Consider the following 7,684-nt stretch of genomic DNA (forward strand, 5'->3'; position numbering starts at 1 on the left):
GCCCCCAGTTTCGGTTCAACGACAGGACAAGGCCGCCTGCACCAACCCGCGAAACAGGGGATGGGCTTGGCTGGGACGGGAAGCAAATTCCGGGTGGAACTGTACCGCCACAAAAAACGGATGCCCCGGCAGTTCGATCATCTCCACCAACCGCCCATCTGGGGATGTACCGCTAATGCGATACCCACTTTCTAAAAACAAACTGCGGTAGGCGTTGTTGAATTCGTAACGGTGGCGATGGCGTTCGTAGATCACCGTTTCCCCGTACAACCGCGCCGCCAGACTGTCCGGCTGCAACCGGCAGGGATACAGCCCCAGGCGCATGGTGCCCCCCAAATCCACCACATCTTTCTGCTCCGGCAACAGATGGATCACCGGATGGGCAGTTTCAGGGTCAAATTCCACGCTGTGGGCCCCGGTCAGCCCCGCCACGTGCCGCGCCCATTCCACCACCGCACATTGCATCCCCAAACACAACCCCAAAAAGGGAATCCCCTGCTCGCGGGCATAGCGAATGGCGGCAATTTTCCCCTCGACGCCGCGAATCCCAAAGCCCCCTGGCACCACCAGCCCCTGAATCCCCTGCAAATGGGCAGCTACCCCCTCTTGCTCCACATCTTCGGCGCTCACCCAGCGCAGTTTCACCTCCGTTTCCAGATGAATCCCCGCATGGCGCAGGGCCTCCACCACCGACAAGTAGGCGTCATTCAACCGCACGTATTTCCCCACCAGGGCAATTTCCACCTGGGACTGGGGATGGTACAGTCGGTCCACCAACAGGCGCCAGGCCGCCAAATCCGAGGGGCGGTCCGGTAAATCCAACAGCCGCAACACCTGGGTTGCCAGCCCCTCTTTTTCCAGATTCAGCGGCACTTCATAAATACTGCGGGCGTCCTGGGAGGTAATCACACAGTCTACTGGCACATCGCAAAAATTCGACACCTTGGCCTTAATTTCCGCAGACAAAGGCCGTTCGCACCGGCAGACCAATATATCCGGCTGAATCCCCAACGAACGCAACTCCTTGACCGAGTGCTGGGTGGGTTTGGTTTTCATTTCCCCCGCCGCGGCAATCCAGGGCACCAACGTCACGTGCATATACACCACCTGCGCCCGCCCCACCTCGTTGCGAAACTGCCGAATCGCCTCCAAAAAGGGGAGCGACTCAATATCCCCCACCGTGCCGCCAATTTCCGTAATCAGGACATCCGGCTGCGCATCGGCAGCCACCCGCCGAATCCGGTCTTTGATTTCGTTGGTAATGTGGGGAATCACCTGCACCGTCGCCCCGCCGTAATCCCCCCGCCGCTCCCGGTTACACACCGCCTGATAAATTGAACCCGTCGTGACATTGTTCAAACGGGACACCGGCGTATCCGTAAAGCGTTCGTAATGGCCCAAATCCAAATCCGTCTCCGCTCCGTCGGCGGTGACAAAGACTTCCCCATGCTGAAAGGGGTTCATGGTGCCCGCATCTATGTTGATGTAGGGGTCGAGTTTCAAAATGGCCACCTGATAGCCGCGGGATTTGAGCAGCCGCCCCAAACTGGCCGCCACAATTCCCTTGCCAATGCTCGAGACCACCCCGCCTGTGACAAAGACATAGCGGGTCGCCGCTTCACCGTTGGGAGCCACAGAAACCGCCGCCGGAAGAATGACTCAGGGCGTTCCCTCCATCCTGCATCCTGAATCAATCATAACCGCTCCACAAGACCCATACAGCAGGGAGTTTCTGCTCAGGTTGCGGCTTTTTTTCCTGCCAAGGCCTGCGGCCCGCTGGCGCGAACGACGATTCATACCGGGTTGGCCGGCCAACTCCGGCATCGCCCCAGGTGTCACTTCCCCCCAGCCAGGGGTAGTTGGCAGCTCGGTTCTTGCTGCCGAAACCATGCCCAAGCGCCAAACAGGGTTCAGGATTTGGGGGCTGCGCCACGCAAGCCATCAGCACCACTGCGATGAGAGGCACCCCTGTTGCCGGGACGTGTGCCCCCCGTTTGCAGGCGGGGGGCTTGCGCCAGGGTGGAGGTCAAGGTCTGCACCGTCAACACCTGGGGCGGCGTGGCATCCGGCGGGTAGAGATAATCCACCGCCACCAACCGCTGCCCCTGGGGTTCCAAGGTCAAGGTCACCAAGGGTTCTCCCTGTTGTCCCCGGTATTTCACCAGGTGGACATAGCGCACCTGGGGCGTCCCATCGTCCGCCGTATAGCGCAGGCGAATCGTACCCCGGAAAAACACCCGCGGCTCTGGCGGCACCAAAAACTGCAACCCCCCCCGGTTTACGTCGTCCTTGAGGGGACATTGCAGGGAAATGGCCACCGTCTGCGGCACCGGGCTGGGGTTGTACAGCGGCAATTGCAGGTCGTAGTGTACCCCATAATTGCCATGCGCCAGGTAGGCCGTATCCGGGTAACGCACCAGCAAGGGCGCGCTCTGCACCTGCCCTGTCCCGAACGTCCCCCGATGCAGCGTACTCAAACCGTAGGAAAAGGCCTGCCCCGGCGGCGGAATCGTCAACAGGTCGGGCTGGGCCGAAGCAATTCCGGCAGCGCCATCGGTCAGCCGCGCCGACCACTGGGAACCCTTGGCCACCCCCGCCACCCGGCCATAGAAAAACCGGGCCACCTGGGTGGCTTCCAGGGGCGTGGGGGGGATATCCCGCGGGCCGGCCAAATTGCCCTGCTCCAGCAACCGCACCCAATCCGGCAGCGTCGGCATCTGTTCCCGCCCATCCCAGGTGCGGGTGGCATACAAGGCCAGACTCGCCACATACACCGGCCCATCACTGGTCAAACGGGCAAAGGTGGAGCGGCCATTCGAGGAGGGATAAAGATTTGGTTCTGGTAGCACCTCCACCTCCCCCTGGGCCAGCATCGGCTGTTGCAACGCCAGCACCATCCCCTGGGCCAACCCCATCTCCGGGGGCAGGGGCAACCGGGACGCCACCGTGCGGGGCAACCGCGGCGCGGGGATCGGCAAATTCGCCAACAACCGATATTCCCCCGGCTCGAGGACGACCTGGGAAGGCCAATTCCGCTGCCTGCCGCCGCGCAACACCACATTCATCGCCCGGCTCCCCGGCCCGGAAAACACATGCCCACGGGGATTGTCCAAATAGGAGGGCAAAGGCACAAACGGCGCCTCCGGCGTACTCAAAAAACTGGCCGCCTGCGTCACCTGGAGCCGCACGTAGTCCTTGGTGGGATTGTGGACCAGAAACCCCAACACCAACGTCGGGGTATTCTCCGGGTCGTTGGTGCGAAAGATATGGTGGGCCAACAGGGTAAAGGGTCCCTGCAACGGCAAATTCAAATGGGCCTGGGGGGTGCGTTTGCCCTGGGGGGGAAAAGTCGAAAGCAAAATGCCCTCCTGCTGCACCACCTCCGGGCTGTTGCTGTGAAACATCAAAACATCATCCAACGCCCCCGGCAATGGCCGCACAGGTTGCGGCTGAAACACCGTCCGTCGCACCAGCGGGGGAGATGCTTGGGCCAAGATGGGCAACAGGAACCACATAGGTAACCTACGAGCGTTGCGGGAGCGAATCCGGCTAGGGCTATGATCAAGCTATACCCCATGGGGTTCGGGCATTTCAAGCCAAACATGGGGCGGGGTAAACCGCCTGTTTATCGGCATTTGCGAACGTGACCACTCTAATTTTATCGGTTGTCCTGGCGCTGGGACTCCTGTTTACCGCCCTCTTTTCGGTGCAGAATGCGACGTTGGTTCGCCTGCGGTGGTTGTTGTGGCAGTCGGTGCCCCTGCCGGTAGGTTGGGTGCTGACCCTGGCCTTTGCCCTGGGGTTGGTCAGCGGGGCGCTGGTGTGGGGCAGTAGGCGGCCAGGGATGCCCCGGCGGTGATACACATCGGGTTTGCTTGGTAGCGCCGTGCGACGGGGGGGCAAAGGCCGCTCGCGTGAGCGGGACGTAGTCCTTGAGCAACTGGAGTCCCCTGCCAATGCTATAGTTGTTTTGGTGACGAAACAATCACCTACCCCGGTGAAAGACCCGGACGGTGCTAGAGTTAAGTAGGCGGAACCTTGAGACGTGGTGGCAAGGAACCGTCTTGGGGCGTCTTGACAACGCCTTTACGCGTCTGTTGGTGGACTGCGTAAGCATCCCCCGTCTTTAGGCGGTAGGAATGTCAATGAAAAAAAATGTGTATCCAAACGTAGTTTTTCAGGATGGCTGTCATGGCTTCCGTCTCTAGCAATGCTGATGTGCCCGATATGGGGCGCCGCCAATTCATGAACCTGATCATGACCGGGGGGTTGAGCGCCACTGCCTTGGCTGCGCTGTATCCCTTTGTCAGCTTTTTTATCCCTGCCGGTGCCGGGGGTGCGGCTGGGGACGGGGTGCTTGCCAAAGACGCCCTGGGGAATGACATCAACGTGGATGAGTATCTGAAAACCCATCCTCCTGGCGACCGTTCGCTAGTGCAAGGCCCGAAAGGGGACCCCACCTACCTGGTGGTCACGGAAGACGCCCAGATTGCCGAGTACGGTTTGAATGCGGTGTGTACCCATTTGGGGTGCGTGGTGCCCTGGAACCCCAGCGAAAACAAATTTATTTGCCCCTGTCACGGTTCCCAGTACGATAAAACCGGCAAGGTGGTGCGGGGGCCGGCGCCGCTGTCGTTGGCCTTGGTGAAAGCCCAGGTCACCGAAGACCGCAGAATTCTCTTGACTCCCTGGAAAGAAACGGATTTTCGCACCGGCCAAAAGCCTTGGTGGACCTAATGTTTTGCTGCTGATGAGGGATTCCCATGAACAATCTGCATGTGGTGCTGGGTCGGCTGGTTCTGGTGTGTCTGGGGATGGTGGTGTGGCTGGGACTGATGCAGCCTGCCTACGCCTATCCCTTCTGGGCGCAACAGGCCTACGAAAATCCGCGGGAGGCAACCGGGCGGATTGTCTGCGCCAATTGCCATCTCGCCCAAAAACCGGTGCAGTTGGAGCTGCCGCAGGCGGTTTTGCCCAACCAGGTGTTTGAAGCCAAGGTGCGTATTCCCTACGAACCCGGTCTCCAGCAGGTCTATGCCGATGGCAGTACCGGGCCGTTGAATGTGGGGGCGGTGCTCATTTTGCCCAAGGGCTTTACCCTGGCGCCGGAAGACCGCATCCCGCCGGAACTGAAAGAAAAAACTGAGGGCATTTACTACCAACCCTACAGCGAGGACAAGGAAAACATTCTGTTGGTGGGGCCGTTGCCAGGGGACCAGTACCAGGAAATTGTGTTTCCCATCTTGGCGCCGGACCCGGCCACCAACAAGGATGTACATTTCTTGAAGTACCCGGTCTATCTAGGCGGCAATCGCGGGCGGGGGCAAATCTACCCCACCGGGGAAAAGAGCAATAACACGGTGTTTACCGCGCCGGTGGCGGGCACCATCACGGCAATTACCCCGCAGGCAGAAGGCGGCTACCAAGTGACGATTCAACCGACGACGGGGGAAGCGGTGGTGGAGACGATTCCGCCGGGGCCGCGCCTGGTGGTGGCGGTGGGAGATACCGTGGCCGCCGATGCCCCCCTGACCAACAACCCCAATGTGGGTGGATTTGGGCAGGCGCATGGGGAAATCGTCCTGCAAAGTCCGACGCGTCTGAAGTGGCTGATGGCCTTCTTGGCAACGGTGGCCTTTGCCCAGGTGATGCTGGTGCTCAAAAAACGCCAGTGGGAGAAGGTACAAGCCCAGATGGAATTCTAAGGCGGTTAGGCTCATGGCTGGCATGCCAGGGAGGGGTGACCCTCCTTTTTTTACGGCTGGGCATGGGCTGGGAATTTAGGCTAAAGTGGTAAAAAGCAGGGGGCGTAGGGAGGAGGGGGAAAATAAGCGGCTGCCTATGGGTATTTGCTTTAGCACCGACCGCCAGCGGGTGGACATTGACCAGTTGCAGCATTTGTTCGATATTGGGGCGTTTTGGGCGCAGCATCGCACGGCGAGCGACCTGGCAACGGCCATCCAGCACAGTGACCCGGTGGTGACGGCCTGGGATGGGGAACGTCTAATTGGTTTTGCGCGGGCGACTTCGGATCGGGTCTATCGGGCAGTGTTGTGGGATGTGGTGATTCACCCGGAATATCGGGGGCGGGGTTTGGGGCGTACTTTGATCAAAACGGTGTTAGCGCATCCAAGCGTGCAGGCGGTGGAGCGGGTTTACCTGATGACCAGCAGCCAACAGAGGTTTTACGAGCGGTTGGGGTTCACAGAAAATCTCACCACCACGATGGTTCTGTTTAACCGGCAACCGACGGTGGCCTTAGCGGAGTTGGAGCGGTTGGTGGAGACCCCTGTGACATCGGCGTCCTGATGGCTGCGTTTACGGTTATCTACCTACACGGCCTGGCTTCTAGCCCCGCTTCGGGCAAAGCCCTCTATTTACAGCAACAATTCGGTCAATTGGGCATTCCCGTTGAGATTCCCGACTTGAACCAGGGGGATTTTACCCACCTCACCCTCACCCGGCAAATTCACCAGGTTCGCCGGCTTTTATCAGCCACCCCCACCGTCTTGATCGGCTCTAGTTTGGGCGGCCTCACGGCAGCGTTCCTGGTGGAAGACCACCCGCAAATCAGCCACTTGGTATTACTGGCGCCCGCCTTTGGGATGCTGACCTATTGGCGGCAACGCACCAGCGCCGAGCAACTGCAGCAGTGGCAACAACAGGGCACGATTCCGGTCTATCACTACGGCGAGGGCAAGGAATTACCCCTGCACTACGAATTTCTCCTAGATTTAGAACGCTATGATGAGACACGACTCCGGCGGCCCGTACCCACCCTCATCCTTCACGGGCAACACGATGAAGTGATTCCCTTAAGCGCCAGCGAAACTTATGCCCAATCCCGTCCCTGGGTGCGCTTAGTTCCGGTGGCAGATGACCACAGTTTGAAACGTGATTTGCCCCTGATTTGGCAGGAAATTGTGGCTTTTTTGGGACTGTCCCCCGGCCCGTAAATTGGTAATCGGTCAACTGAAACGTCCTAAAAAGTGGGAGAATTGCCGGTGCATCACGCAAAATGGAATTGGGAGCAATTTGGGCAATACGAGTAAATGCCCCTAGAGCTATAGCTAGGTAGGTTAAGGTTGTCGCCTTAAGATTCATGGCTACGCCATTGTGGGGATACGCCCAGCGCCCATAGCATGTCAACCTTTGTATGCTTAGCTATAGCACCATTTCAGAAGCGTTGAATCTTAAGATTTTGAGGATTTGTGCCAAAATGTGCATCTCGCCTCATGCTACAAAGCCTTGTCATTGAGGCGCTGAATTCTTATTTATAGTCATTTCAAACAAGTTTGCAACATTCGCCTTTACCTGCAAACCCTGTCCTGGAAGGGGATACAGCCATGACCAGTGCCTCAAAGTGTTGCATTTTCTTGTGAAACGACTATATAACAAAAAGTTTTCTCATTAAGCATGTGGCCTGACGCAAATTTATAAACTTTTGTTGCAGAGTTCAACCCTACTGGCGCCATTGACTTTTCATTGCCTGGCAGTGCTGAATCTAGATAGGATGAGCAAAACGATGAAGATAGGCAACCCTGACGATGCTCGCGATGCCATCAACAGTCAACACCGATTTCCCATCTCCCATCAGCGCCGTTCATTGCATGACTCAGGTGAACCTATGGCAAGGCGACGAACCCCCAGATACAGCAATCCCAAATGATGACGCCACAAGTAC

Annotated in this window: 7 protein-coding genes; 5 read left to right on the forward strand and 2 right to left on the reverse strand. The window is 58.4% G+C overall.

Features of this window, described 5'->3' with window-relative positions; genetic code table 11:
- Positions 1–15: 15 nt before the first annotated feature.
- Together ACWISF_RS10540 and ACWISF_RS10545 are read right to left on the reverse strand one after the other, a co-directional pair.
- On the reverse strand, positions 16–1,635 hold the full coding sequence (locus tag ACWISF_RS10540; protein ID WP_448381542.1) for a CTP synthase: 1,620 nt from the start codon (positions 1,633–1,635) through the stop codon (positions 16–18).
- 275 nt (positions 1,636–1,910) lie between these two features.
- Positions 1,911–3,515, reverse strand: coding sequence for a DUF3370 domain-containing protein (locus ACWISF_RS10545; RefSeq protein ID WP_448381543.1), 1,605 nt, complete (start codon positions 3,513–3,515; stop codon positions 1,911–1,913).
- 128 nt (positions 3,516–3,643) lie between these two features.
- Between ACWISF_RS10545 and ACWISF_RS10550 the strand changes: the two genes are divergently transcribed.
- The 5 genes from ACWISF_RS10550 (at position 3,644) to ACWISF_RS10570 (ending at position 6,956) form a co-directional block, all read left to right on the forward strand.
- Positions 3,644–3,859, forward strand: coding sequence for a lipopolysaccharide assembly protein LapA domain-containing protein (locus tag ACWISF_RS10550; RefSeq protein ID WP_448381544.1), 216 nt, complete (start codon positions 3,644–3,646; stop codon positions 3,857–3,859).
- Between the two features lie 332 nt (positions 3,860–4,191).
- The gene (gene petC / locus ACWISF_RS10555) at positions 4,192–4,737 is read left to right on the forward strand and encodes a cytochrome b6-f complex iron-sulfur subunit (RefSeq protein WP_448381545.1); all 546 of its coding nucleotides are present in this window, start codon (positions 4,192–4,194) and stop codon (positions 4,735–4,737) included.
- Positions 4,738–4,814: 77 nt separating this feature from the next.
- Positions 4,815–5,705, forward strand: a complete 891-nt coding sequence (locus ACWISF_RS10560; RefSeq protein WP_448381550.1) for an apocytochrome f — start codon at positions 4,815–4,817, stop codon at positions 5,703–5,705.
- A gap of 136 nt (positions 5,706–5,841) precedes the next feature.
- On the forward strand, positions 5,842–6,309 hold the full coding sequence (locus ACWISF_RS10565; protein WP_448381546.1) for a GNAT family N-acetyltransferase: 468 nt from the start codon (positions 5,842–5,844) through the stop codon (positions 6,307–6,309).
- The gene (locus ACWISF_RS10570) at positions 6,309–6,956 is read left to right on the forward strand and encodes a YqiA/YcfP family alpha/beta fold hydrolase (RefSeq protein ID WP_448381547.1); all 648 of its coding nucleotides are present in this window, start codon (positions 6,309–6,311) and stop codon (positions 6,954–6,956) included. The genes ACWISF_RS10565 and ACWISF_RS10570 overlap by 1 nt, the downstream gene beginning before the upstream one ends.
- Positions 6,957–7,684: the final 728 nt, after the last annotated feature.

The organism is Gloeomargarita sp. (genome assembly GCF_053491055.1).

What these genes read in the sequence shown, in the direction of transcription:
- ACWISF_RS10560 (WP_448381550.1), top strand. Translation starts at nt 4,815, where the DNA reads ATGGTGGTGTGGCTGGGACTGATGCAGCCTGCCTACGCCTATCCCTTC.
- ACWISF_RS10545 (WP_448381543.1), bottom strand. Translation starts at nt 3,515, where the DNA reads ATGTGGTTCCTGTTGCCCATCTTGGCCCAAGCATCTCCCCCGCTGGTG.
- ACWISF_RS10565 (WP_448381546.1), top strand. Translation starts at nt 5,842, where the DNA reads ATGGGTATTTGCTTTAGCACCGACCGCCAGCGGGTGGACATTGACCAG.
- petC (WP_448381545.1), top strand. Translation starts at nt 4,192, where the DNA reads ATGGCTTCCGTCTCTAGCAATGCTGATGTGCCCGATATGGGGCGCCGC.
- ACWISF_RS10570 (WP_448381547.1), top strand. Translation starts at nt 6,309, where the DNA reads ATGGCTGCGTTTACGGTTATCTACCTACACGGCCTGGCTTCTAGCCCC.